This window comes from Arthrobacter sp. MDT2-3, from assembly GCF_059090465.1.
Window position 1 is genome coordinate 400,422 of record NZ_JBNHFS010000001.1, and the last position, 23,792, is coordinate 424,213.

The following is a 23,792-nucleotide window of genomic DNA, read 5'->3' on the forward strand; positions in this document are numbered from 1 at the left end:
GCTGCGGTACTGGTTGTTGCAGGTCCTGTAACTACTGTGAGGCACTTCATATATTCGGGGAAGGCGAGCTTTTTGATATGAACTATCCGCCGCACCGATACCCGCCTAGTGCGACCCTCTCTCACTTAATGGGCTTAAATCACCAACGCTCTCTCACTTTCTTAAGGAAAGTGAGAGAGCGTTGGCCGGAATGCCCCGTTAGGTGAGAGAGCGTTGGCCGGAATGCCCCGTTAAGTGAGAGAGCGTGCCAGCCGCTGTGTTACTCCTTGCCCAGCCCCGCGGCCGAGGTCTTCTCGTCCGAAACGCTGTTGAGCGCGGTCAGGTCGAAGATGCCGTTGATGTCGGCCTGCTTAGTGGTGCCGGCAGCGACGCCGTCGGCCAGGAGCTTCTGGTACGTCCCGGCGAGCGGGTCCACGGTGAACACGATGTTCTTCAGCGACCTGTCGATCACGTCCGCCTTCAGCTCGGCACCCGCGGCTTCCTTGAGGGCCGCGTTGATGACGGTGGCCTTCTCGCCGTCGGCAGCCTTGTTCAGCCACTCAACCGACTTCACGTGGCCCTTCAGCAGCGCCTTCACGGTGTCCGGGTGGTCAGCGGCGAACTTCTGGTTCACGATCAGGATGGTGGTGGGGAACTCGCCCGGCTTGCCGGACAGCGAGCCGTCCCACAGGTCCTTTTCGTCCACCAGCACCTTGGCGCCGGCGGTGAGCACCAGGCGGGAGGCCCAGGGCTCAGGCAGCCACGCGCCGTCGAGCTTACCGTCCTGGAACAGCTTCAGCGTCTGGGCGTTTTCGGTGGGATTGATGGCGACGTCGCCGCTGCCGTCCACATTGGTCTTGTAGCCCTGCGCGGTAAGCCAGGCGCGGAGGGCCACGTCCTGCGTGCCGCCGAGCTGCGGGGAGGCGAGGGTCTTGCCCTTGAGGTCTGCTGCGGAGTTGATCTCCGGCTTGACCACCAGCTGGGCGCCGCCGGCCGCTGCGCCGGCGATGATGTTGATCGACTCCCCGCCGCTCTTGACGTAGGAGTTGATGGCCGGGTTGGGCCCGATGTAGGTGGCATCGATGGCGCCGGCGTTCAGGGCCTCGATGGCGGCGGGGCCGGCGTTGAATACCTGGGTGGTCAGCTTTGTGTCGCCGAGTTCATCGGCGATGTGGCCCTGGCTGACGCCGACAAGGGCGGGGGCGTGGGTCACGTTGCCGAAGTAGCCGAGCTTCAGTTCGGCGGCGGGGTTGCCGGCAGGTGCGGCCTCCTGGACCGCTGCCGGGGTGTTGTTGTTGTTGACGGCGGAGGCGACGGCGGCGCCGCCGCCCACCAGGGCCAGGATGCCGGCGGCGATGCCGATCTTCAGGCCGAGGGGGCGCTTGGGAGTGGCTGACTGGCCGGCGACGATGCGGGTGGAGGCTTGCTGTTCCGGGCTCTTGTCGGAAGGGTCTGACATTGGAAGTTCCTTTGCTGGGACGGATGCTGAGTTGAGATTACGGAGCACCCGGCAGCGCCACAATCATCACCGTAGCGGGCGTTCACGCGACGTCGCGAAGGCGCAACAGGGCGTAGCGCAGCGTCAAGGAACGACTCGGGAAGACACAGAACAATGCTTACGACGGCCGTCGCCCGGCTCAGCGGGCGCGGGACGTCTGGCGCGTGGATAGGGAGCGCCTGCGGATGAAGTATTCCGCTACGGCGAGGTTGATCGCCCAGGCCGCGCCCATCAGAACGGCCCTCGTTGTGACGTCCGGCGGGCTGGCGAGGAGTTCGGGCACGATGAGGATCAGGGCCTGGGTTCCGGCGCCGAGACCGATGGCGTACGCCCTGGCCATCCACGCACCGTGCCTCGTGAAGTCGCGGCGCAGCACTGCGCGAAGTCCCAGGATCAGGCTCACTGCCATGGCGGAGCCGAAACCGAGCCGAAGGACGAGCAGCAGCTGCCCGTCACTGGGCGGCAGGGTGTAGAAGACTGCCATCCATAGGCCGGACAGCGCCGCGAGCAGGCCGGCGGGCAGGAGGATCCGGCCGGCGATGCTGTGCCAGCGGCGCCGGCGAAGCGACGGAACGAACTGGAATGCTCCCAGCAGGGAGTACACGGTGACACTGACGATATGGATTACCACCGGCGCGGGAGAGTCGAAGAACCTGGCGTTGCGCTCCGTCACTGCCGCTCCACCGGTCAGTTCGGTCAGCCGGGCGGCGCCGGCGATCACGGGGATGAGGCTGAGGAAGATCAGGCCGGCGGGAATAAGCCACTCCGGCCGCTGCCGGCGTGCAGTGGCCGGTGCCTTCGCCGGTGCACTGTGCCTTGTGGTTTGCATTGACCTGCTCCTCTTGTTGCCGGAGTGCCTATCCTCAGGAAGCAGACCGCAAGGGCGCCCTTCGGAATCAGGTGTACGGCGTACACCTTTAGGACCAAATGTAGGTGTACGCCGTACACTAGTCAAGGGGTGCAAGGAAACGGAAGGACCAATGGCATGAGCAGGCAAGGCCCGGTGCAGCGCGTGCGCCTCAACCGCGACCGGGTGCTGCAGGCCGCCGTCGCGCTCGCTGACGAGATAGGGATCGGGCCGCTGAGTATGCGCAGGCTTGCCCAGGAGCTCGACGTGGTGCCCATGGCGCTCTACAAGCATGTGGCCCACAAGGATGAACTTCTCGACGGCATGGTCGACGTGATTATCGCCGAGATCGATCCGCCGGCCACCGGCCCGGGCTGGAAGGACGTGGTCCGGCGCAGGATTCTTTCAGCCCGGAGCGTCCTCCAGCGGCACCCATGGGCCCGGCAGGTCCTCGAAACGCGCACCAACAAAACGCCTGGCGTCCTCGCCTACATGGACTCCTTCATCGGGATGTTCCTCCTCGACGGCGGCTTCTCGGTGGACCTGACCCACCACGTCATGCACGCCATCGGCAGCCGCATGTGGGGCTTCACCCAGGAGCTGTTCCAGGAGCCGGCCGAGCCAACAGACGGAACGGGGGCGGAGCCGGACGAGGCGGCCCAGCAGGCAGTGCTCCAGGAGATGGCCAGGCGCTACCCGAATATCCTGACAATCGCCATGGCTTCCGCCCACGATCCGGACGCCGTTGTTGGGCAGGGCTGCGATGACCAGTTTGAATTCGAGTTCGCGCTCGACCTGCTGCTGGACGGCATCGAGAAACTGCACGCCCAGGGTTGGACGTCTGCGCGGGCGTAAGGCCGGAACTGCTTAAACACAAGGGAGTGGCACCGCGCCCTTCGCTGAAGGCGCAGTACCACTCCACTCTTTGTTGTGTCGGGTTTAGCTGCCGGCGGCTGCCGGCCTGGACTCCCTTACCACCGGTGGCGTGAACCTTGCCCCGGTGTCCGGGAACGCGGGCACTTCGATGCGGGCGTGGGTGTGGACTTCCTGGACCGTCCGGCGGGTGTGTTCGGCGATGTCTTCCATGGTGGCCACCCACATGCCGTCCATCCCCTTCACCCGTTCAATCAGCCTTTCCAGGGCCACTGCTTTTGAGGGCCGCCCGGAGATGAAGGGATGGTTGGTGAGGACAAAACAGCTGCCCTGGGCATGGTGTGCCTCCGCCTCGAGCGTCCACATCTCAAGGACCTTGGCCGGGCTTTCGATGACGCCGCTGCCCGTGACGCCGGGGTAGAAGGCGTACTGCTCCCAGTCGTCCAGGGCCCAGTCGACGGGGATTTCCACGATGTCCCGGGTGTCACCCGGGGCGACGCTGAAGCGGTAGGGGGCGTCGCCGTCGAGCAGGCTCGAATCGTAGAGGAAGCCGCGGTCCGCCAGAAGTGCCGGTGAGTGCCAGTTGAGCTCCCACCACGGCGCCCGGTACCCCACCGGCTCTACTCCCGCGGCCTTGGCCAGGGCCTCGAGTCCACGGTCGATGTAGCGGGCTTCCGTTGCGGCGTCGATGCCCTGCATTGGCTCGTGCAGGTAGCCGTGGTGGGCCACCTCATGCCCGGCGTCCACAATGCGGCGGACGGTGTCCGGGTAGCACTCGGCCGTGAAGCCGGGGACGAAGAACGTGGCGCGGATGTCCTGCCGCTGGAGGATCTGCAGCAAGCGGGGGACTGCCACCTTGGGCCCGTAGGACTGGTGGGTCATCAGGGACATCCGGCTGGTGCTCTTGGGGTCGTGGGCGATAGTGCAGGATTCGGCGTCGACGTCGAACGTGAAGGACGCTGCTGCCCGCTTGCCTTCCGGCCAGGTGATGGGGTGGGCGGCGTCGGGGAATGCTTCAAGAGTCATGCGGGGAATTCCTGTCGTAACGGGGTGTGGCGGTTCAGAAGGTCCGGTTCAGAGTGCGGCGGGTGTGCCGGGCTGGGCAGCGGCACCCGTCAGCTCTGTGGGCAGGTGGCGGTGGGCAGATCCCGGGGCGGACTCAATGTATTTGCGGTGCATCGTCGGTCCCAGAATGGCGTAGCTGGTGGCGCTGGCAAGGCCGCCGGCGAGCCAGGACAGGTCCCAGCCGCCCAGGGCCACGGCGATGGGGCCCTGCATGGCGGGGACGAGGCCGTACATAAACAGCCAGGTGGCGAAGATGCCCACCAGGAGGGAGGTGATGCCTGCCCAGTTGACGCCGGGGAGCCGCCGGGTGCCGACGCCGTCGAACAGCCTTTCGGGGTTGCCGGGCCAGCGCTTGTCGATCCAGAAGTAGTGGACCAGCATGACGCCGCCCCAGGCAGCGACCCAGGCAACGAGCCCGATGAGCCAGGCGTCGAGGACCGCTGCGAAGTCCTCCTGGAAGATGAAGAACACGACGGCGGCGAGCGAGAAGACGCCGACGAACAGGTTGAGCTTGCGGCGGCTGATGGTGATGTCGAGTGCCTGGGTGGCAACTGAGAAGGTGTAGATGTTGAGGATGTTGGTGGCGATGGGGCCGTGGAGCACCATCAGCAGTACGGGCAGCGCGAGGACTCCGAAGTTCTGGACGATGAGCTTGCCGGGGTCGATTTCGCCGCTGTTGGTGGCCAGGCTTGCGCCCAGGACACCGAGCCAGACGACGGGGATGAACTGGCCCAGGACCGATGCCAGGTAGACCCTTTTCTTGGGCACTTCGGTGCTGACGAACCGCGAGTAATCTGCGGCGTAGGTGAACCAGGTGATGCCCCAGCCGATGCCGATGGCGGTCATCACGGCACTCATCGCGGCAATCCGCTCCGAGCCTTCCAGGATGTTGCCCGCGGGGCCGGCGTAGCCCCAGTTGATGTCCATGCCGAACCACGCCACGGCGGACATCACGGCCAGGATGACGATGGTTGGCGGGACGGTCCACTTTTCGAAAGCCGCAATTGCCTTGTAGCCAAACCAGGCGATGGCTACTTGGGCGGCCATGATTCCGGTGGCGACGGCAATCTTCCAGCCGTAGTTGGCGGCTGTAGGATCCACCCAGCCGAGGGTGCCGAAGAGCGCCATGACCAGGTCCAGGATGATCCAGGTGTTCACGGCGCACCAGCCGATCACCAGGAGCGCCTGGATGGCTGCCGGGAGGTAGTTCCCCTGCCTGCCGAATGCGGCCCGGGCGAGCACCATGCCGGTGGCGCCGGTCTTCTGCCCGAGGAGGACGAAGCAGCCGAAGAGCAGCATGCCGATCAGGTTGCCCAGTACCAGGACGGTCACGGTGTCCGCGAAACCCAGCCCCAGGTGGATTCCGAGGGCGCCCAGTACCCAGTTGATCGGTGCCAGGTTGGCGCCGGCCCAGATCCAGAACTGGCCGGAGACCTTGTGCGTGCGCTGGGATTCGGGAATTGGCTGGAGCCAGGCTTCGACGTCTTCCGTGTGAACGGATTGCTCGGCTCCTGGGGCTGTGGGTGGTTGTTGCATCGGGGCCTCTTCGTTGAGGGGATGGGGATTCTTCAAGATTATGTGTCGAGGGCCACATCCACCATCTACAATGTGTCTTGAGCTTTCCCCTTCTCCATGACGGAGTGTCATGCCTGTTCATTTGGAAGATGTCCTGCGGCATTCGACCGTTGTTGCCGCGGATCCCGTGGTCCGTGCGGCGGCGGGTGTGGTTTCCCAAACCCAGCTTCGGTGGATCCACTCCAGCGAGGTCCTGGACATTGCCTCGCTGCTGGGCGGCGGGGAGCTGCTGCTGACCGGCGGCCAGGCCCTGGCGCTGGCTTCCGATGAGCGCCGCACGGGTTACGTCCGGGATCTGGCCGAGCGTGGGGTAGCGGCGCTCGCCATCGAGACCGGCAGTGTGCTGCCGTCCATCCCCTCCTCGATGATTTCGGCTGCCGAGGAAGCCGGGCTTCCCCTAATCGAGCTTCGCAAGGTGGTGCCTTTCGTGGCGGTCATGGAGGCTATCAACTCACAGCTTGTCAGCCAGTCCGCCGCCCAATTGCAGCAGGCCGACCAGGCCAGCCACGCCATGGCGGTGGAGCTCGCACATGGAGGCAGCCTGGACCGGATTCTGGCCGTCCTTGCTGCGGCCACGGGTGCAGAGGTGGTGCTCACCTCTACCGCCGGGATTACTTTGGCGAGTGCGGAACCTGCGGGGGAGCGTGAAGCATCCTTCTCCTTGGATGGCGCTTCCGGCGAGCATCGGAGCACCGTCCATATTGAAGTGCCCGTGCGGGGGATTCCCTCCGCCCGCCTGACACTGCAGGTACGCGGCGGAGCCGACGTGAACCTGGCGCGGATCGCCGGCAACCGGTCCGTGGACATCCTGGCCCTTGCCTTGCTGCAACGGATGCCTCCCGGCTTGAAGGAGATGGCCGGCGCTGCCTTGATCCGGGCCGTTGATTCCGGCAAGCAAAACTGGCGGCTGCAGGAACTGGCTCCCGCCGCAGGTATCCCTGTCTCTGCTCAAGTGGTGGCGGTGGTTATGCGCTCCTCCGCTTCGCAACAACTCCGGCGGCAAGTGGAGCACCTCCTGGACCCGGGTGGCCAGCACGGTGCTAGTTATGCGGACAACGCGGAGCTGCTGGCCCTGGGCGTCCTCCGCTCCGGGAAGGCCCAGGATGAGCGGCAAGAAATCGTGGCCGGCCTGCAGTCGTTGGACGTACCGGAGGGAACTGTGAGCGCTGTCGGGCCCATTGCCTCGGGTATTTCCTCCGCCCCGTGGTCCCTCGCCGAGGCGAGGCTCACGCTGGAACTGGCTGCCGACGTCGGACGCGTCGGTTTAGGGGGAACGGCACCTGGGCGGGTGCTTGATGCCCAGGCATTCGCCGTGGAACGGCTCGCAGTTCACTCCATGGACGAAACCCTGCGCCGTGACTTCGTGAGCCAGCAGCTCGCCGCCGTCCTTGAGCACGACGCCCAGCGCCAGTCCAAGCTGGTGGAGACACTGCGGGTCTGGCTGGACTCCGGGTGCAACACCGCCCAGGCTGCAAGGGAACTGCACGTGGAGCGGCAGTCCATGCACCAGCGGCTCCAGCGGATCTTCTCCCTCTGCGGCGGCGACCCCCGCGGAACGGGCCGCCTGCCCGCGCTGCACCTGGCCACCCGCCTCGCCGCCCTCCAGCCCAAATAACCCCTGCGACGCTCTCTCACTTAACGTGGGTTTTAGGGCGACGCTCTCTCACTTAACGTGGGTTTTCCGGGGACGCTCCCTCACCCGCCGACGCGCAACGGCAGGCCTGTGGATAACTTCTGCGGCGTCCTGCCCTGAGAAGGCACAATGCCAGCATGCGAAAGCAAGGTTTCCTGCCGCCACCGTTGGCAGAGGCTCCTTTCACCTTCGGTTCGGCCAGGGCGTCCGGCGTCACCCTGGACAGGCTTCGCCGCAAGGATGTGGTCAACGTGGGTCGCGGTCTTTATCGCCCGGCGGATTGGGACTTTGATCTGGAAGGTGCCGCCAGGGCGTTATCCGCTGCCTCGCCCGGCGCTTGGATTTCACACGTGACCGCGGCCCGGCTCCGGTGTCAACTGCTGCCACCGTGGCTGGCTGATTCCACGGAACTGCATCTCAGTAAGCCGCGGGCACTGCCGTCGGTCCGCCGGAAGGGCATATTCGGGCACACCGTGCTGGCCCTTGAGGATGAGGTTGAAGTGGTTGACGGCATCAGCCTGAGCACGCGGTCCCGTACTTGGCTCGACCTGGCACGGGTCTTGCTGCTCAATGACCTGGTGAGCATGGGTGACGAACTGATCCGCATCCCGCGGGTGGATTTTGAGGGAAGGACGCAGCCCTACGACACCTTGGCGGGGCTTCGCATCCTGGTGGGCCGCCACCCGAATCTCCAAGGCATCGTCAGGGCACGCGAAGCGCTGGATTTGATGCGGGTGGGTGCGGACTCCGCGCCCGAATCGCTGCTCCGCCTGGCCATCGTCAGCGCGGGCCTACCCGAGCCCGAACTTCAGGTGCCCTTGCGCGCGGGAGACGCCATGTCGCCGTCGGCCGATCTCGGCTACCGTCATCGGCGCCTTGCCATCCAGTACGACGGCGGGCATCACCTTGGCGACGCGCAGATCCTCAGCGACAGGCGACGGGACAAAGCCTTCGAAGCAGCCGGCTGGACCGTCCTTGTTCTTGACAAGGACGACCATGCTGACGGTTTCGAAAGAGCAGTACAACGCATCAAACGCGCACTTCGGAAGGGCTGGCTTGACCACCCGCAGGCATCAGGGTTTGCCAGCGGCGATTGAGCGTCGGGCGAAATGTGCGGCATGACGAAGACGGTCCTTAACGCCGTGGCGCTCCCTCACCAAAGGTGAGAGAGCGCCACGGAAAGACCCACGTTAGGTGAGAGAGGGTCGCGCGAAAACACATCAAGTGAGAGAGGATCGCGGGAGAACCCACGTTAAGTGAGAGAGCATCGGTGGGGGACTAGCGGAGCACCACGGTCCGGTTCCCCTGCAGGATCACCCGGCCCTCGCAGTGCCAGCGCACCGCGTTGGAAAGGGCCTTGCACTCGGTGTCGCGGCCGGCTGCCACCAGCTCTTCGGGTCCGTAGGTGTGGTCCACTTCCACCACCTGCTGGGCGATGATTGGCCCCTCGTCCAGTTCCGCGTTGACGTAGTGTGCGGTGGCGCCGACGGTCTTCACACCGCGGGCGTACGCCTGGTGGTACGGCTTGGCGCCCTTGAAGCTGGGCAGGAACGAGTGGTGGATGTTGATCGCCTTCCCGTCCAGCTTGCGGGTCAGGTCGTCGCTGAGCACCTGCATGTACCGGGCCAGAACCACGAGTTCCACATCGAACTCGTCAACCAGTTCCAACAGTCGTGCTTCGGCTGCGGGCTTGGTTGCGGCCGTAACGGGCACATGGAAGAACGGTATCCCGTGCCACTCCACCAGCGCCTGGTGGTCTGTGTGATTGGAGACCACGGCCACCACGTCCACCGGCAGTTCGCCAATGCGCGCTCGGAACAGCAGGTCGTTGAGGCAGTGCCCAAACTTGGACACCATGATCAGCACCCGCCGCTTGGAACCGTGCCGCTCCAGCCGCCAGCGCATCCCGAAGCGCTCCGCAACGGGGCCAAAAGCGGCCCGCAGCGTGTCCGCGGTGGAGGCATCGCCGTCGGACGCAAAATGCACCCGCATAAAGAAGTGCCCTTCGGAGCGCTCACCGAACTGCTGGTTGTCGATGATGTCGCAACCGTGCTCCAGCAGGAAGCCTGAGACGGCGTGGACAATGCCGGGCGATTCGGAGCAGTCCAGCGTGAGGACGTGCTCCACCGTGGTGGGGGGAGTTACAGCAACATTTTCAGTCTGGATGGCAGTCATGGCTCAACACTCGATAACGTTGACGGCAAGGCCTCCGCGGGAGGTTTCCTTGTACTTGGTTTTCATGTCGGCTCCTGTTTCGCGCATCGTTTTGATGGCCTTGTCGAGGGATACCTTGTGGCTGCCGTCGCCGTGCAGGGCAAGGCGGGCGGCGTTGATGGCCTTCACGCTGGCGATGGCGTTGCGCTCGATGCAGGGGATCTGCACCAGTCCGCCCACCGGATCGCACGTCAGGCCGAGGTTGTGTTCAATGCCCACTTCGGCGGCGTTTTCCACCTGGGCAGGCGTGCCGCCCAGCACTTCGCAGAGCCCGGCGGCGGCCATGGAGCAGGCGGAGCCCACTTCGCCCTGGCAGCCCACCTCGGCCCCGGAAATGGAGGCGTTGATCTTGAACAGGATTCCGACGGCGGCCGCGGCCAGCAGGAAGCGGACCACGCCGTCGTCGTTGGCGCCGGGGACGAACTTCACGTAGTAGTGCAGCACCGCGGGGACGATGCCGGCCGCGCCGTTGGTGGGTGCGGTGACGATGCGCCCGCCGGCGGCGTTTTCCTCGTTCACGGCCAGCGCGAACAGGTTCACCCATTCCATGGCCCGGAGCGGATCGGTCACCCCGGTGTCCGCCGTCAGGGTCTGGAATAACGACGGCGCGCGGCGGCGGACGTTGAGCCCACCGGGAAGGATTCCTTCCGCGGCGCAGCCGTTGTCCACGCATTCGCGCATGACCGCCCACAGCCCCAGCAGCTTCTCCCGGAGTTCCGCTTCGGTCCGCCAGACCAGCTCGTTGGCGAGCATAACGTCGGAAATGGACATGCCTTCGCGTGCGCAGATCTCCAGGAGCTCGTCCGCGCTGGCGAACGGGTAGGGGAGGACGGTGGAGTCGGCAACCACCCTGTCGCCGGCGTCGGCGTCCCCGTCAACAACGAAGCCGCCCCCAATGGAATAGAAGCTCCGTTCGCTGAGGACAGCCCCCGTGTGATCGAGCGCGCGGAAGGTCATGCCGTTCGGGTGGGCCGGGAGGGACTTGCGCCGGTGCAGCACCACGTCCTCGTCCCAGTTGAAGTCCACCCGGTGGTCGCCACCCACCCACAGTTCGGCGTCCAGGGCGGCGGCCGCCACCTGGTCATCGGCAGTGAAGGTATCCACGGTCTCCGGGTCGAGCCCCTTGAAGCCCAGGACCACCGCCTTGTCCGACCCGTGCCCCCGGCCGGTAGCGCCCAGCGAGCCGAACAGTTCGGCCTGCACACGCCTGGTGGAGCTGAGGTGTCCGTCGCCTTTGAGTCCGTCGGCGAACAGCTTCGCTGCCCGCATCGGGCCCACCGTGTGTGACGACGACGGCCCGATGCCAACGGAGAACAGGTCCAGGACGCTGAGGGCCATTTAGGGGACCTCGGGGGAGGCGTACTCCCGCATGGCGTCAAGGAGCCAGCGGCCCAGGAAATCGGCGAACGACGCGCGGGGGAAGATCCGGAAGGTCTCCTCGCCGGTCTTCCACAGAACCACGGGGATGTTGCCGATTTCCGTGGACAGTGCCGTGCCGGCCTTCAGCACGCGGGGGTGCAGGTCCAGGGAGCAGCCCTTTTCCAGGACGGCGCGGGACCGGGGCCCGGTAAGTTCGAAGGTGGTGCGGTTGGCGGAGAGGTCCACCACCTGGCCTTCGCCGTCGCCGAGTGCTTCGCGGAGTGCCTGGATCAGGTCGCCGCCGAGGGACTCATGGGCTTCGGTGGGGGCCACCACCAGGAACTCTTCCGGCCCGAGCCACAGCACGGACGTGTCCCTGGTGCCGCTGACGGCGCCGCAGGCCGCTGGCAGGCCGCCGGTGACGGTGGCTACGCGCTGGCCGGCGTCGCTGGTCCGGTTGACCCGAAGGCCCACCATGGTCAGGAAGGACACCTCGGACAGTTCCACCACGCCCGGGACGGAGCCGGTTTTAAACGCTGCCCGGAGCTGGGCGGCGGGGCTGACACGGAGGGAGAGGTTCTTCTCGTAGGAGGTTGCGGGTGCTGCTGTTTCAGCCATCTTTGCGGGTCCCTTCGGGGTCAAAAAGTACGGTTTCGGCGACGACGACGTCCACAAGCTGGTCGCCGGCGGCAGCCACCAGGGTTTCGCCGATGCGGTTGCGGCCGTTCTTGATCAGTGCCAGGCCGAACGACCTGCCCAGGGCGGCGCTGTGGTAGCTGGAGGTGACGAAGCCTTCCATCGGCACCGGCCCGTAGGCAGGGTTCGTGGAGCGGCCCTTTTCCACAAGCTGCGTGCCTTCCGGCAGGCGCAGCGTCCCGTCCACCGGGAGCACACTGACCAGGTGCTTGCGGTCCTCGCGCTGGGCGTCAGCCCGTGCGTAGGAGCGCTTGCCGATGAATTCCTTGGCCTTGGAGACAATCCATTCCATACCCGCGTCCTGCGGGGTCACGGTGCCGTCCGTGTCCTGCCCGACAATCGGGTAGCCCTTTTCGGCGCGGAGCACGTGCATGGTTTCCGTGCCGTAGGGGGTGATGTTGAACTCGGCACCGGCGGCTGCCACGGCTTCCCACGTGTTCAAGCCGTACCAGGACGGCACGTTGATCTCGTAGGCCAGTTCACCGGAGAAGGAGATCCGGCACACCCGGGCACGGACGCCGGAGGCGAGGGTGGTTTCGCGGAACGTCATGAACGGGAAGGCCTCAGCTTCCAGCCCGCCGTTGGCGGCCAGTTCCGGTGCCACCTTTGCCAGGACCGCGCGGGACTTGGGCCCGACGACGGCAATGGTGCTCCACTGTTCGGTCACGGAGGTGCAGTGCACGTCCAGGTCCGGCCACTCGGTCTGCAGCCATTCCTCCAGCCAGTCCAGCACCTTGGCGGCGCCGCCGGTGGTGGTGGTCATGAAGTAGCGGTCTTCATCGAGACGCAGGGTCACGCCGTCGTCGAAGATCATGCCGTCAGCCATGCACATCACGCCGTAGCGCGCGGAGCCCGGCGCGAGCTTCTTGAACGCGTTGGTGTAGATCCGGTTGAGGAACTCACCGGCGTCCTTGCCGCGGATCTCGATCTTGCCCAGGGTGGTGGCGTCCATAAAGCCCACGGAGTCGCGAACGGCGGCGCACTCACGCAGGACGGCCGCGTCCATGTCCTCCCCGTCCTGCGGGTAGTACCAGGGCCGCTTCCACTGTCCGACGTCCTCGAAGAGGGCGCCCTTGGCCACATGCCACGGGTGGATCGAGGTGACGCGGGCGGGGTCGAACAGCTCACCGCGCTGGCGGCCGGCAAGTGCTGCGAACGCCACGGGGGTGAAGGGTGCGCGGTAGGTGGTGGTGCCGATGTCGCCGATGCCGCGGGACGCTTCGCCTGCGGTGCGCAGCGCGGCGGCGATGACGCCGATTGCATTGACGCCGGAGGTCTTGCCCTGGTCGTTGGCGGTGCTGATGGAGGTGTAGCGCTTGATGTGTTCCACGGACCGCATGCCGGCTCCGGTGGAGCGCAGCACGTCAGCCACGGACTGGTCGCGCTGGAAGTCCACGAAGTGGTGGTGCCAGTCGTCCGGGGTGCCCTGTTCGCCGGGGACCAACCACAGCTGGCGGGTGGGCGCGGCGGCCTTCGGCTCGCTGAGCGGTGCGGGTTCGACGGCGGCGCTAAAGCCAGCTTCGATGGCCGCCTTGGCGCCAGCGGAGATGCCTTCGGCCAAGCAGTCTGCGGTGTTGAAGGAGCCGCGGCCGGAGCCGACAATCTGCTGGTTGGGGACCACGGTGCTGGGCACAAAGGCGGCCAGTTCGTCGTCCCAGCGCAGCTTGCCCTGCCGCTGGGAGTGCAGGTGGACCAGCGGGCTCCAGCCGCCGGAGACAGCCAGCAGGTCGCAGGCGATCTGTTCGATGCCCGAGGTGAGCTCGCCGTCGTCGTTAATGCTGCGGACGGTGACGCCGTCCAGTCGGCCATCGCTGCCGGCGGCGGTATTGGCCACGGCGCTGCCGATCAGCACGCGGGTGCCGGCTTCGACGGCGGCGGCGGCCACCGAGGTGAGCTGCGGCCGGGCGTCCACCACGGCGGCAACCTTGACGCCGGCGGCGCGCAGGTCAGCGGCCAGGGCGTAGGCGCTGTCGTTGGTGGTGCTGATGACCACGCGCTGGCCGGCGGCGACTGCGTACCGGTTGAGGTAGCTGCGGACGGCCGAGGCGAGCATGATGCCCGGCCGGTCGTTGTTCTCGAACACCAGCGGGCGTTCGTGGGCGCCGGGGGCCAGCACCACCTGATTGGCACGGATGTGCCAAATACGCTGCCGGGATACGCCGGACGCGGCGGGGGAGGACAGGTGGTCGGTGCGGTTCTGGACGGCGATGACGTAGTTGGCGTCGTAGGCGCCAAAGGCGGTGGTGCGGTTCAGGACGGTGGATTCGGTGCCGGAGACGAGTTCGGCTTCGACGTCAGCCACCCATTCCAGAGCCGGCTTTCCTTCGATCGTTTCCGCCAGTTCCGGTGCCGTGGAACCGGACAGGAGCGATCCGCCCAGTTCCGGCTGGTCGTCCAGGAGCATCACACGGGCGCCGGTGCGGACGGCTTCGCGGGCTGCGGCCAGGCCGGCGGGGCCGCCGCCAATCACCAGGACGTCGGTGTGGACGTACTTCTTGTCGTACTCGGCGCGGTCTTCCTCGGGGTCCAGCTTGCCGAGGCCGCTCAGCAGTTCTACCTGCAGGCCGTCCACCAGCGTGACGGTGGTGGCGGGGAGCATGGATTCGGCCACGTGCCCGGGGAAGCGCGGCTGCACCTTGACCAGGGCGTTGGATTCCTCCACGCCGGCGGACATGATGCCGCGGGGGCGGTCCTCGTAGAGGGAGTTGCCGGCGGCGATGCGGCCGTTGGCGAGCAGGGCCGAGGCGAGGGTATCGCCCGGGTGGCCCGTGAATTCCTCACCGTCCACCGTGAAACGCCAGGAGATGGTGCGGTCGATGCGTCCGCCGGCGGCGAGGCGGGCGTTGTGGGAAGTCACTTGGTTGCTCCTTCCGGGGCGGTGGTGCTGGCGGGTGTGGTGCTGGTGCCGGAAATGCTCGTTCCGGACGTGCTGGGTGCGGCGGTCCCGGTGGTGGTGCTGTCAGCGGCGAGGCTGGCGGTGCCGGACTCGGGCGTCGTCTTGCCGGCGGCATCAGGCCGGGGCGCGCCCATCGGGTAGACGGCCTGGATGTCGTAGGTGACGGTGTCGCGGAGCATGTTGAACCACTGGCGGCAGCCGGTGCTGTGGAGCCAGCGCTCGGCGAAGGCGCCCTTGGTGTTGTCCCGGTAGAACAGGAACTCAGCCCATTGGCGGTCGGTCAGTTGGTTGGGGTTTTCCGGGTAGGCCACGTGGGCCTGGCCGCCGTAATGGAACTCGGTCTCGTCGCGGGAGCCGCAGTTGGGGCAGGAGATGAGCAGCATGTGCGTCTTCTTTCTAAAGTGCAGGTTCGCTGGCGGCTAGTGGGCGACGGCGGCGGCGCCGTGTTCGTCGATCAGCGCGCCGGTTTCGAACCGCTCCAGCGCGAACGGCTTGTTCAGCTTGTGCGGGGCGCCCGTGGCGATGTTGTGTGCGAAGGTGAGCCCCGCCGCGGGGGTGCCCTTGAACCCGCCGGTGCCCCAGCCGCAGTTCACGAACATGTTCTCCACCGGCGTGTTGCCCACGATCGGGGAGGCGTCCAGGGTGGTGTCCACGATGCCGCCCCAGGTCCTGAGCACGTGGGCCCGGGCGAAGATGGGGAAGAGCTCCACGGCGGCTGCCATCTGGTGCTCGATCACGTGGAAGGAGCCGCGCTGGCCGTAGCCGTTGTAGGAGTCAACGCCGGCTCCCATGACGAGTTCGCCCTTGTGCGCCTGCGAAACATAGACGTGCACGTGGTTGGACATCACCACCGTGGGGTGGACGGGTTCGTGCAGTTCGGACACCAGCGCCTGGAGCGGGTGGGACTGGATGGGGAGCCGGAAACCGGCCATTTCCGCCAACACTGAGCTGTGCCCGGCAGCGCAAAGGCCCACCTTTTCGGTGTTGATGGTGCCCTGGTTCGTCTTGACGCCCACCACGCGGTTGCCGTCCTTGACGAAGCCGGTGACTTCGCAGTTCTGGATGATGTCCACGCCCAGCTCGTCGCACTTGCGGGCGAAGGCCCAGGCTACGTGGTCGTGCTTGGCGATGCCGGCGCGGGGCTGGTATGTGGCGCCCATGACGGGGTAGCGGATGTTGTCGCTGATGTTCAGGATGGGGCAGAGTTCCTTGACCTGCTGGGGGTCAAGCCATTCCGCGTCCACGCCGTTGAGCTTGTTCGCTCCCACGCGCCGCATGCTTTCGCGGACGTCGCCCAGGGTGTGGGCGAGGTTCATGACGCCGCGCTGGCTGAAGAGGAAGTCGTATTCGAGTTCCTCCGGCAGGATTTCCCAGAGCTTGAGGGCGTGCTCGTAGATTGCGGCGCTCTCGTCCCAGAGGTAGTTGGAGCGGATGATGGTGGTGTTACGGGCCATGTTGCCGCCCGCCAGCCAGCCCTTTTCCAGGACGGCGATGTTGGTCATCCCGTGGTTCTTCGCCAGGAAGTAGGCAGTTGCCAGGCCGTGCCCGCCGCCGCCGACAATCACGGCGTCGTAGGAGGACTTGGGCTCCGGGTTGCGCCAGAGGAAATCCGGGTGCTCGGGGAGCTGGTGGGTGCTCACTGGGCTGCTCCAATCATGTCTGTTTCAAAGGCGGTAATGTCGCTGCCGCTGTCACCCTGGGAGAGGTGGGGGTAGAGGGGGAACCGATCGGCAAGGGCTGTCACGCGGGCGCGGAGTTCGACGACGGCGCTGTCGCTCAGGGACGCGGTCCCGGAGGTGCTGTTGCCTGCCGAGGCGATCAGCGCCGTCGCGATGATGTCCGCAACTTCTGCGAATTCCTCGGCGCCGAAGCCGCGGGTGGCGAGGGCCGGGGTGCCGATCCGGAGTCCGGAGGAGACCATCGGAGGGCGGGGGTCGAAGGGGACGGCGTTGCGGTTGACGGTGATGCCGATGCGGTGCAGGGCGTCTTCGGCCTGCTGTCCGTCCAGCTCGGAGTTGCGGAGGTCAACCAGGACCAGGTGGACGTCGGTGCCGCCGTTGACCACGGAGATTCCTGCTGCGGCAACGTCGTCCCGGAGGAGCCGCTCGGCGAGAAGCTTGGATCCCTGCAGGACGCGTTCCTGGCGTTCCTTGAATTCGGGGCTGGCGGCGAGCTTGAAGGCCACGGCTTTCGCGGCGATCACGTGCTCCAGGGGTCCGCCCTGCTGGCCGGGGAACACGGCGCTGTTGATTTTTTTGCCGTACTGCTCCTTGGCGAGGATGACGCCGCCGCGGGGGCCGCCGAGGGTCTTGTGCGTGGTGGTGGTGACGACGTCGGCGTACGGCACCGGGTTCGGGTGCAGGCCGGCGGCTACCAGGCCGGCGAAGTGAGCCATGTCCACCATGAGGTAGGCACCCACGAGGTCGGCGATGCGGCGGAACTCCGCGAAGTCCAGCTGGCGGGAGTAGGCGGACCAGCCGGCAACGATCAGCTTGGGCTTGTGTTCAAGGGCCAGTGCCTCGACCTCGGCCATATCGATGCGGAGGTCTGATTCGCTCACGTGGTAGGGGACCACGTTGTAGAGCTTGCCGGAGAAGTTGATCTTCATGCCGTGGGTCAGGTGTCCGCCGTGGGCCAGGCTCAGGCCCATGATGGTGTCACCCGGGTTCAGCAGGGCGAACATGGCGGCGGCGTTGGCCTGCGCGCCGGAGTGTGGCTGAACGTTGGCGAATTCGGCGCCGAACAGGGCCTTGACGCGGTCGATGGCGAGCTGCTCCACAACATCCACGTGCTCGCAGCCGCCGTAGTAGCGCTTGCCCGGGTAGCCCTCGGCGTACTTGTTTGTGAGGACCGAGCCCTGTGCCTCCATGACTGCGGACGGGGCGAAGTTCTCCGAAGCGATCATTTCCAGCGTGGACTGCTGGCGGCCCAGCTCATGGGTGATGGCCTGCTGGACCTCGGGATCGACTGCGGAAAGTCGCTCGTTCAACTGCTCAACCACGGATGCTCCTTTTTGAAATACCATTTGCTCGGTAACTGATATATCAGTGTGAGGTCAATGGTATGATCAGCATCACATCAGAGTCAATAGCTGGACCCAAAGCGGCAGGAAGCTACCGTGTCCGGTCCGGCACGTCATGGAAGAACGGAGCGGCGCGTGAATGCACTTCTTGCTCTGACCCCTGTGGAGGAGGAAGCTCCGTCCCAGGCGGAGGCCGCGTACCGGCAGCTGCGGGACAGGCTGATCATGCTGGAGATCCGGCCGGGGGAGCCGATCAATGACGGGCAGCTGGCGGTTGAGCTTGGCTTCGGGCGGACTCCCGTGCGCGAGGCCATTAAGCGGCTTGAGGTGGATCACCTGGTTGTTTCCTATCCCCGCCGCGGAACGTTCGCAACGAACGTCGACTTCACGGAGCTGGCGGATGTCTCGGAGATCCGGGAGCTGCTGGAGCCCCTCGCGGCCCGCCGTGCGGCCGCCCGGGCCAGCGAGGGTATGCGCCGGGAACTGCTGCGGGTGGCCGATGCCATTGCGGGAATTGACCCCACGTCCGGGGAGTCGCGGGACCTCATGCGCTACGACCTGATGGTGCACCGGCTGATTTACAAGGCAGCCGCGAACCCGCACCTGGAAAGCACGCTGATCCGCTACGACAACCTGGCCACCCGCATCTGGTGCGTGGTGCTGGACAAGGTTCCCTCGGTGACAGGCCATATCACCGAGCACGTCGATTTGCTCAAGGCGGTAGCGGCCGGTGACGCCGACAAGGCCGGGGAATTGGCTTTGCACCACGTCACGAGCTTCGAGGAAACAATCCGTAAGGTGCTGTAGTCCCATGCCTATTGCCACCCGGAACGGACAAGCCCGCACCGCCAGGATTGGCTTCGCCCTGATCGGTGTTCTGCTTATTGCCGTTAACCTGCGAGTGTCCTTTGTCAGCGTGGGACCGGTACTCGCGAACATCAGCGGTGACCTCGGCCTGTCCAGCGCCGCAGCGGGGTTCCTGACCGGTCTTCCGCTCATTGCCTTTGCGGTCTTCTCACCCGTGGCGCCCGGATTCGCTTCCCGCCTGGGGCTGGACCGCGCGCTGTGGATGTCCCTGCTGTTCCTGGCCTCGGGCATCGTGCTTCGCTCCTTGCCTGTGCCCGGCTTCATCTGGGCCGGAACGGCGTTGATTGGCCTGGCGATAGCGTTTCTGAATGTCTTGGTCCCCTCACTCGTCAAGCGGGACTTTCCGGCAAAGGTCAGCAAGGTCACCGGAAGCTACACCGCAACCCAGGCCGCCTTCGCAGCGATGGGGGCCGCCGTCGTCGTACCCGTGGCGCAAACATCACCGGCGGGATGGCGGCTTGCCCTGGGTGTCTGGGTGGGACTGGCCCTCATCGCCATGGCGGTGCTCCTGCCGTGGCTGCGCCGGCACGGGGCAGGCACCGTGAGCGCCACCAAGCCGGAGGGTTCCTACCGGTCGCCGTGGGCCTCGGCCCTGGGCTGGCAGGTGACGGTTTTTATGGGGTTGCAGTCCATCGCCTTTTACGTCCTGATGGCGTGGCTGCCCACCATCGAACAAAGCCGCGGGGTTTCAGCCACGACTGCCGGCATCCACCTGTCCGTTTTCCTGCTCATCAGCGTGTTCGCCAGTCTTATGGCCGGGGGCATCCTTCACCGGGGTTCGGACCAGCGGCTCGTATCCTTCGCGAGCGGCGCGGCGATGTTCGTGACGTTCCTCGGGTTGGCGCTTGCACCGGACCTCACATTGCTGTGGGTCGTTCTGGGGGCAATCGGGTGCGGGAGCCTCATTGTGATCGCCCTGTCACTGTTCAGCCTCCGGACGGTGAACTACCCCCAGGCGGCGTCACTCTCCGGCATGGCGCAATCCGTCGGCTACGGGCTGGCTGCTGTGGGGCCAGTGATGTTTGGTGCTCTTCGCGACGTGAGCGGCGACTGGACGCTTCCGCTGCTCGTCACTGCGGGCATCATGGCGATTCTCGCTTTCATGGGTGTGCTCGCTGGGCGTGACCGGGTGATCAGCGGTTCAGTGTGACGCATGGTCGGTTTGTTGGGCTGCGGCGAACCGGTTCACCCTGAGCATTTCCGGCCTTGGTTCCTTCGCGGTCTTCTGTCAGGTTGAGGTCTCAGAGTGTTCGCACCGGGCGTGCAGGAACTGCCTTTCGGACCCTATTCTGACGGTAATTGCGTGAATGTCTGACGTCAGGCTGGGGTGTGCCCCAACATGACGGACTCCCACCCATGAGCCCAGGTGCTTCCGGGCCCCTCTGAGCCGGTTACACAAGGGGCCCTGCTCGCCAAAACTTTGAGCAGGCTGCCCGCCCTTAGGAGAAGACAGGCTCTGTGGCCGCCTTGCGGGACGCGAAGGAGTTCAGCACTCCGGTTTTCGCCAGACCGCGGGTGGCGATCCAGGACAGCACGCCGGCGATGATGGCACCGGAAATCGCGGTAAAGATGATGTAGGTTATTTTGTCTCCGGCCGCGTAGGCGATGTTCCACCCCCACGGAGCAAAAGAGTCGTTCAGGCCGCAGAGCAGCCCGGCGCCCGAACCAGCTAGCAGCGAAACGGGAAGGTTGAACTTTTTGTACCTGAACGCTGCGAAAACGAGCTCGGCGCCAAGGCCCTGCAGGAGGCCCGAGATCAGGACCGTCGTGCCGTACTGGGATCCCATGATCAGTTCGCCGGTGGCTGCCACGGTTTCGCAGAACAGTGCTGCCCCCGGCTTGCGGATCACCAGCATGCCCAGCACTGCCGGGATCATCCAGCCGCCGGCGTAGAGGCCGGTCAGTGGCGGGTAGACCGCGTTGATGGGAGCGGAGATGAGGTTTGCGCCATGGGACCAGGCCCAGAAAATCACGCCGCCGGCGACGGCGATCAGTGCAGCCACCACGATGTCGGCCACCCGCCAGTTGTTGCCTGTCTTCTTCTTTGCTCGAGTTGTCATGGTTGGCTTCCGTCAGTTGGTTGCTTTTACGGCGTGGGGATGGGGGCTTCGATGAGTTCTTTGAGTCGTTTAAGGAAGACCGCTCCCATGGAGCCGTCCACGGCCCGGTGGTCGCAGGTGAGGGTCAGTTCGGCGATGGGCCGCCATTGGGGTTGGCCGTCATTCATGACGTATTGCTGGCGGGTGGAGGCCACGGCGAGGATAGCGACCTGAGGGACGTTGATGATGGCGTCGAACCGGTGGATACCGAGCATCCCGAGATTTGAGATGGTGAAGGTTCCTGCTGAAATGTCGGCCATTCCAAGCTTTCTGGCGCGGGCCTTGTCGACGGCTTCACGTCGCCTTTGCGCTATGTCAGGCAGGCTGAGTGTCGGCACTTGGTGGATGACCGGGACGGTCAGACCGGCATCTGTTGCCACTGCGAGTCCGATGTTGATGTCCTCGAAAGTAGTGACACCTTCTTCGGAGTAGTGGGCATTAAGCCCGGGGTTCTCCTGCAGGGCCGTGGCTGTCGCGGAGATGAGCCGGTCGGTGACAGTTGATTGGGGTGACACGGACTTCACCGTGAGTGCGTTGGTCATGTCGACTTCGACGGTGAGGTGAAACGCCGGCGCTTCCCAGGCTGCGACCATCTGTCGTGCTGCTGCCCGTCGGATGCCTTTGAGCGGAACCGTGGTTCCTTGAAGGATCTGGATTTCATTCGTAGTCATGTGGTGTTCTTTCTGGTTCAGGGCGCCCGGGTCAGATGTTGATGCTCTGGCCGGCTGCGCCATGGAGGGCTTCTTTGACTGCTTCACTCAAGGTTGGGTGTGCGTGGACGTTCCGGGCCACCTGGGTGACGGTCAGCCCTTCCTGGCGCGCCAGGGTCAGTTCCGGCAGCAGCTCGGTCACGTCCGGGCCGATGAGGTGGGCGCCCAGGAGTTTGCCATCGCGGCTGTCGGTGAGTAGTTTCACGAAGCCGCCCGGTTCGCCAACAGCGTGGGCTTTGGCATTTGCTACGAACGGGAAGACTGTTTTCTTAACTTCGCTGCCCGCGGGGGAGGACCCGTTTTCCGAGTATCCAAAGCTTGCGATCTGCGGGCTGGTGTACGTGGCCCGGGGCATCATGAGGTAGTCCAGAGGATGCGTAGGTTCGCCGGCGAGGGCTTCGGCCGCGACCAATGCCATCGCTTCGGCCGCGTGGGCGAGCATAAGCTTGGCGGTCACATCACCAATGGCATAGATGTGGGGGACGTTGGTTCGCATTTTGTCGTCCACGGCGATGGCACCGCGGTCCGTAAGTGCTACGCCGGTTTTTTCCAGGCCGTAGCCTGTGACTCGGGGGGTGAACCCGGTTGCCTGAAGGAGTTTTTCTGCACGGACAACCTCGGAAGACTCACCCTTGGTCAGTGTGACGGCGACCTCGTCAGGGTACTCTTCAACGGCAGTGACTGCGGTGGCGGTACGTATGTCTATGCCAAGTTTCCGGTATCGCCGGGTCAACTCCTTTGACACGTCCGGGTCTTCCAGCGGGACAATTCGCTCCGCAAATTCGACCAGTGTCACTTTGACGCCGTAGCTGCTCATCACGTAGGCGAATTCGACACCGATGGCGCCGGCGCCGGCGATGACGATGCTTTTGGGCAGGGTGGATGAGAGGATCTGTTCCTTATATGTCACTACCCTCTCGGAGAGTGCTGTTCCTGGCAGCAGCCGGGTTTCCGCTCCGGCAGCGATGATGGCGTGGTCAAAGGTCAGGCTTTGCCGCTCACCGTCGTTCAGTTCCAGGTCCATGGTGTTTGGTCCGGTAAAGGTTCCACGGGCGTTGAACTCGGTGATGCCGTTCTTTTTCATCAGGTAGTGGATGCCTTTGACCCGGCCGTCGGCGACTGACCTGCTGCGGTGGTGGGCGGCCTGGAAGTCATAGGCGACCTCCCCGTCCACCTGTATGCCGTGTTCCTTTGCGTCATTCTTGAACGTCTGTACCAGCTGGGCGCTGTAAATCAGCGACTTGGAAGGGACGCACCCGATGTTCAGGCACACGCCCCCCCAGTACCGTTCTTCGACGATCGCGACCCGTTTGCCTAACTGGGCTGCGCGGATAGCTGCCGTATACCCTCCTGGGCCGGCACCAACAATGAGGACATCAAACTGCTGCGGATTCATCTAAACCTCTTTTGTTCTCTTCGGATTTCTGTTTTCGCGCTCTTGCGCCCTGCTAAGTGGTCAGCAAGCTGCCTGTTAACCCCGGATGTGGGCCAACGCGTGGGGCAGTTCGCGGCCCTTTTTCGCCATGGCCTCTGCCCACAGCCGTCCTGCCCGGTAGGAGGAGCGCACCAGGGGACCGCTCATGACACCGAGAAATCCCATCTCTTCGGCTTCTGCCTGGAGCTCAACGAATTCCTGGGGTTTGACCCAGCGGGAGACGGGGTGGTGTCTCTGGCTGGGGCGCAGGTACTGGTTGATGGTGACGAGATCGCAGCCGGCTTCGCGTAGGTCGTGCAGTGCCTCTGACACTTCGGCCCTGGTCTCGCCCATCCCGAGGATGAGGTTTGACTTGGTCACCATGCCCTTGTCGTTTCCCTGCCGAATGACGTCGAGGGAACGTTGATACCGGAATGCGGGGCGAATGGCCTTGAAGATTCTTGGCACCGTTTCGAGGTTGTGGGCAAATACTTCGGGCCGGGCGTCGATGACCAGCTGGATGAGCTCCCGGTGGCCGGTGAAGTCGGGAATCAGGATTTCAACGCCGGTTCCCGGGTTGAGCGCATGGATTTGCCGGATGGTTTCTGCATACAGCCAGGCTCCTTCGTCCGGGAGGTCGTCGCGGGCCACTCCGGTGACGGTGGCGTAGCGCAGGCCCATGGTCCGTACGGACTCGGCGACCTTAATGGGTTCGGTCGGGTCCAAATCCTCTGGCCTGCCCGTGTCGATCTGGCAGAAGTCACATCTCCTGGTGCATTGCGCCCCACCAATGAGGAAGGTTGCTTCTTTGTCTTCCCAGCATTCATAGATGTTGGGACAGCCGGCTTCTTCACAGACTGTGTGGAGGCCTTCTTTCCGTACCAAGTTTTTTAGCCCGATAAATTCAGGTCCTGTTTTTACTTTGCTTCTGATCCACTCCGGTTTGCGTTCCACGGGTGTTTCAGAGTTACGTGCTTCCACGCGCAGCATGCGCCGGCCCTCCGGTGCAATGGTCACGATCGCGCTCCTAACTTGTGCATTGGAA

The 23,792-nt window shown here is 65.0% G+C and carries 20 protein-coding genes; 5 read left to right on the forward strand and 15 right to left on the reverse strand.

Translation table 11 applies throughout. The features are described 5' to 3' along the window. Nucleotides 1-259: 259 nt before the first annotated feature. Nucleotides 260-1,438, reverse strand: a complete 1,179-nt coding sequence (locus AC5RUQ_RS01885; RefSeq protein WP_493945714.1) for an ABC transporter substrate-binding protein — start codon at nt 1,436-1,438, stop codon at nt 260-262. Between the two features lie 178 nt (nt 1,439-1,616). Beyond that, nucleotides 1,617-2,306 carry a DUF2306 domain-containing protein gene (locus tag AC5RUQ_RS01890; RefSeq protein WP_493945715.1) on the reverse strand — a complete coding sequence of 230 codons (690 nt, stop codon included), beginning with the start codon at nt 2,304-2,306 and terminating at the stop codon, nt 1,617-1,619. A 156-nt stretch (nt 2,307-2,462) separates the two neighbouring features. On the opposite strand from AC5RUQ_RS01890, the gene AC5RUQ_RS01895 reads away from it, so the two are divergent. Continuing rightward, nucleotides 2,463-3,179, forward strand: coding sequence for a TetR/AcrR family transcriptional regulator C-terminal domain-containing protein (locus AC5RUQ_RS01895; RefSeq protein ID WP_493945716.1), 717 nt, complete (start codon nt 2,463-2,465; stop codon nt 3,177-3,179). Between the two features lie 84 nt (nt 3,180-3,263). Here the strand turns inward: AC5RUQ_RS01895 and AC5RUQ_RS01900 are convergent, their stop codons facing one another. Together AC5RUQ_RS01900 and AC5RUQ_RS01905 are read right to left on the reverse strand one after the other, a co-directional pair. Next, nucleotides 3,264-4,223: a polysaccharide deacetylase family protein gene (locus AC5RUQ_RS01900; RefSeq protein WP_493945717.1), complete on the reverse strand. Its 960-nt coding sequence runs from the start codon at nt 4,221-4,223 to the stop codon at nt 3,264-3,266. A gap of 48 nt (nt 4,224-4,271) precedes the next feature. After that, nucleotides 4,272-5,798 (reverse strand): purine-cytosine permease family protein, encoded by a 1,527-nt coding sequence (locus AC5RUQ_RS01905; RefSeq protein WP_493946378.1) that lies wholly within the window; start codon nt 5,796-5,798, stop codon nt 4,272-4,274. A 109-nt stretch (nt 5,799-5,907) separates the two neighbouring features. Here AC5RUQ_RS01905 and AC5RUQ_RS01910 point away from each other — a divergent pair, with 109 nt between their 5' ends. Beyond that, nucleotides 5,908-7,452, forward strand: coding sequence for a PucR family transcriptional regulator (locus AC5RUQ_RS01910; protein WP_493945718.1), 1,545 nt, complete (start codon nt 5,908-5,910; stop codon nt 7,450-7,452). Nucleotides 7,453-7,607: 155 nt separating this feature from the next. Then, nucleotides 7,608-8,567: a hypothetical protein gene (locus AC5RUQ_RS01915; protein WP_493945719.1), complete on the forward strand. Its 960-nt coding sequence runs from the start codon at nt 7,608-7,610 to the stop codon at nt 8,565-8,567. Between the two features lie 181 nt (nt 8,568-8,748). Here AC5RUQ_RS01915 and purU read toward each other — a convergent pair whose 3' ends face one another. Genes purU through glyA form a run of 7 tightly spaced genes read right to left on the reverse strand, consistent with a single transcriptional unit; the run spans nt 8,749 to nt 17,636 of the window. Beyond that, entirely contained in the window at nt 8,749-9,645 is an 897-nt protein-coding gene (purU, locus tag AC5RUQ_RS01920; protein ID WP_493945720.1) for a formyltetrahydrofolate deformylase, read from the reverse strand. 3 nt (nt 9,646-9,648) lie between these two features. Beyond that, complete coding sequence (locus AC5RUQ_RS01925; RefSeq protein ID WP_493945721.1) at nt 9,649-11,022, reverse strand: L-serine ammonia-lyase; 1,374 nt, start codon at nt 11,020-11,022, stop codon at nt 9,649-9,651. Then, entirely contained in the window at nt 11,023-11,661 is a 639-nt protein-coding gene (locus tag AC5RUQ_RS01930) for a sarcosine oxidase subunit gamma (RefSeq protein WP_493945722.1), read from the reverse strand. Then, nucleotides 11,654-14,596 carry a sarcosine oxidase subunit alpha family protein gene (locus tag AC5RUQ_RS01935; RefSeq protein WP_493945723.1) on the reverse strand — a complete coding sequence of 981 codons (2,943 nt, stop codon included), beginning with the start codon at nt 14,594-14,596 and terminating at the stop codon, nt 11,654-11,656. Before AC5RUQ_RS01935 ends, AC5RUQ_RS01930 begins: the two co-directional genes overlap by 8 nt. Beyond that, nucleotides 14,593-15,018 (reverse strand): sarcosine oxidase subunit delta, encoded by a 426-nt coding sequence (locus AC5RUQ_RS01940; RefSeq protein WP_493945724.1) that lies wholly within the window; start codon nt 15,016-15,018, stop codon nt 14,593-14,595. The genes AC5RUQ_RS01935 and AC5RUQ_RS01940 overlap by 4 nt, the downstream gene beginning before the upstream one ends. A 36-nt stretch (nt 15,019-15,054) precedes the next feature. Continuing rightward, on the reverse strand, nt 15,055-16,275 hold the full coding sequence (locus tag AC5RUQ_RS01945) for a sarcosine oxidase subunit beta family protein (RefSeq protein WP_493945725.1): 1,221 nt from the start codon (nt 16,273-16,275) through the stop codon (nt 15,055-15,057). Then, nucleotides 16,272-17,636, reverse strand: coding sequence for a serine hydroxymethyltransferase (gene glyA / locus AC5RUQ_RS01950; RefSeq protein ID WP_493945726.1), 1,365 nt, complete (start codon nt 17,634-17,636; stop codon nt 16,272-16,274). The genes AC5RUQ_RS01945 and glyA overlap by 4 nt, the downstream gene beginning before the upstream one ends. A 156-nt stretch (nt 17,637-17,792) precedes the next feature. On the opposite strand from glyA, the gene AC5RUQ_RS01955 reads away from it, so the two are divergent. Both AC5RUQ_RS01955 and AC5RUQ_RS01960 read left to right on the forward strand, forming a co-directional pair. Beyond that, the gene (locus AC5RUQ_RS01955; RefSeq protein WP_458780500.1) at nt 17,793-18,464 is read left to right on the forward strand and encodes a GntR family transcriptional regulator; all 672 of its coding nucleotides are present in this window, start codon (nt 17,793-17,795) and stop codon (nt 18,462-18,464) included. Between the two features lie 4 nt (nt 18,465-18,468). Further along, nucleotides 18,469-19,674: an MFS transporter gene (locus AC5RUQ_RS01960; RefSeq protein WP_493945727.1), complete on the forward strand. Its 1,206-nt coding sequence runs from the start codon at nt 18,469-18,471 to the stop codon at nt 19,672-19,674. 289 nt (nt 19,675-19,963) lie between these two features. Here AC5RUQ_RS01960 and AC5RUQ_RS01965 read toward each other — a convergent pair whose 3' ends face one another. The 4 genes from AC5RUQ_RS01965 to lipA all read right to left on the reverse strand — a co-directional run bounded on the left by AC5RUQ_RS01965 (nt 19,964) and on the right by lipA (nt 23,764). Further along, nucleotides 19,964-20,584 (reverse strand): ECF transporter S component, encoded by a 621-nt coding sequence (locus tag AC5RUQ_RS01965; RefSeq protein ID WP_493945728.1) that lies wholly within the window; start codon nt 20,582-20,584, stop codon nt 19,964-19,966. Between the two features lie 26 nt (nt 20,585-20,610). Beyond that, the gene (locus AC5RUQ_RS01970) at nt 20,611-21,294 is read right to left on the reverse strand and encodes a 2-oxo acid dehydrogenase subunit E2 (protein WP_493945729.1); all 684 of its coding nucleotides are present in this window, start codon (nt 21,292-21,294) and stop codon (nt 20,611-20,613) included. A gap of 31 nt (nt 21,295-21,325) precedes the next feature. Further along, a complete protein-coding gene (gene lpdA, locus AC5RUQ_RS01975; RefSeq protein WP_493945730.1) occupies nt 21,326-22,729 on the reverse strand; it encodes a dihydrolipoyl dehydrogenase in 1,404 nt (467 codons plus the stop codon). 75 nt (nt 22,730-22,804) lie between these two features. Continuing rightward, nucleotides 22,805-23,764 carry a lipoyl synthase gene (gene lipA, locus AC5RUQ_RS01980; RefSeq protein ID WP_493945731.1) on the reverse strand — a complete coding sequence of 320 codons (960 nt, stop codon included), beginning with the start codon at nt 23,762-23,764 and terminating at the stop codon, nt 22,805-22,807. Nucleotides 23,765-23,792 lie beyond the last annotated feature (28 nt).

Bases quoted from the DNA above. Each gene is read 5' to 3' on its own strand.
- AC5RUQ_RS01885 (WP_493945714.1), bottom strand. From the start codon at position 1,438: ATGTCAGACCCTTCCGACAAGAGCCCGGAACAGCAAGCCTCCACCCGC.
- AC5RUQ_RS01925 (WP_493945721.1), bottom strand. From the start codon at position 11,022: ATGGCCCTCAGCGTCCTGGACCTGTTCTCCGTTGGCATCGGGCCGTCG.
- AC5RUQ_RS01915 (WP_493945719.1), top strand. From the start codon at position 7,608: ATGCGAAAGCAAGGTTTCCTGCCGCCACCGTTGGCAGAGGCTCCTTTC.
- AC5RUQ_RS01890 (WP_493945715.1), bottom strand. From the start codon at position 2,306: ATGCAAACCACAAGGCACAGTGCACCGGCGAAGGCACCGGCCACTGCA.
- AC5RUQ_RS01940 (WP_493945724.1), bottom strand. From the start codon at position 15,018: ATGCTGCTCATCTCCTGCCCCAACTGCGGCTCCCGCGACGAGACCGAG.
- AC5RUQ_RS01970 (WP_493945729.1), bottom strand. From the start codon at position 21,294: ATGACTACGAATGAAATCCAGATCCTTCAAGGAACCACGGTTCCGCTC.
- AC5RUQ_RS01930 (WP_493945722.1), bottom strand. From the start codon at position 11,661: ATGGCTGAAACAGCAGCACCCGCAACCTCCTACGAGAAGAACCTCTCC.
- AC5RUQ_RS01895 (WP_493945716.1), top strand. From the start codon at position 2,463: ATGAGCAGGCAAGGCCCGGTGCAGCGCGTGCGCCTCAACCGCGACCGG.
- AC5RUQ_RS01910 (WP_493945718.1), top strand. From the start codon at position 5,908: ATGCCTGTTCATTTGGAAGATGTCCTGCGGCATTCGACCGTTGTTGCC.
- AC5RUQ_RS01960 (WP_493945727.1), top strand. From the start codon at position 18,469: ATGCCTATTGCCACCCGGAACGGACAAGCCCGCACCGCCAGGATTGGC.
- lpdA (WP_493945730.1), bottom strand. From the start codon at position 22,729: ATGAATCCGCAGCAGTTTGATGTCCTCATTGTTGGTGCCGGCCCAGGA.
- purU (WP_493945720.1), bottom strand. From the start codon at position 9,645: ATGACTGCCATCCAGACTGAAAATGTTGCTGTAACTCCCCCCACCACG.
- AC5RUQ_RS01905 (WP_493946378.1), bottom strand. From the start codon at position 5,798: ATGCAACAACCACCCACAGCCCCAGGAGCCGAGCAATCCGTTCACACG.
- AC5RUQ_RS01965 (WP_493945728.1), bottom strand. From the start codon at position 20,584: ATGACAACTCGAGCAAAGAAGAAGACAGGCAACAACTGGCGGGTGGCC.
- AC5RUQ_RS01900 (WP_493945717.1), bottom strand. From the start codon at position 4,223: ATGACTCTTGAAGCATTCCCCGACGCCGCCCACCCCATCACCTGGCCG.